Consider the following 525-nt stretch of genomic DNA (forward strand, 5'->3'; position numbering starts at 1 on the left):
CCCCTGCTGCTTCAATTCGACGATGAGGTTCTGCCCCACCAGGCCTGCGGCGCCGGTCAAGACGATCTTGTCATTCTTGTTTGCCATGGACGAACTCTGGAAATGTTGGGAGAACGGGATCAGCGCTTGTACGCCACGACCAGGGCCTGTTTGCCGAGGAAGCGCCACGCCAATGGGATACGCAGGTACAGCGACACCAGCCACGGCGCCTGCGGCAGCCGGCTCTTGGTGGTGTAGGGAAGGAACCTGGGTACGACGACCTTGGGATCCAACCCAGCCATCAGGACGCCTTCGACCAGGCTGCGATCGCTGAGCGCGGTGTGGTGATCGAAGTAGTCCCAGTACTCGTCGTACAGGAAGCGGATGTTCGGCTGCAGAATGATCACGCGGCCGCCGGGGCGAAGCATGCGTGCGCTCTCGCGCAGCGTCTGCAGGACCAGGTCCTTGCTTGGCAGGTGTTCAAGGAAGTTGCTCATGAACACCGCATCGACGCTGCCGCTGGGGATGGAGCTCACCGCCGTGCAG

At 62.1% G+C, this 525-nt stretch carries 1 protein-coding gene; it reads right to left on the bottom strand.

From position 1 onward, the window contains the following. Positions 1–119: 119 nt before the first annotated feature. Positions 120–525 (bottom strand): methyltransferase domain-containing protein (locus ACXJKH_RS22010; RefSeq protein WP_457322569.1); only part of this gene is annotated, 406 nt, incomplete at its 5' end.

It is taken from the genome of Stenotrophomonas sp. P5_B8 (genome assembly GCF_054049855.1).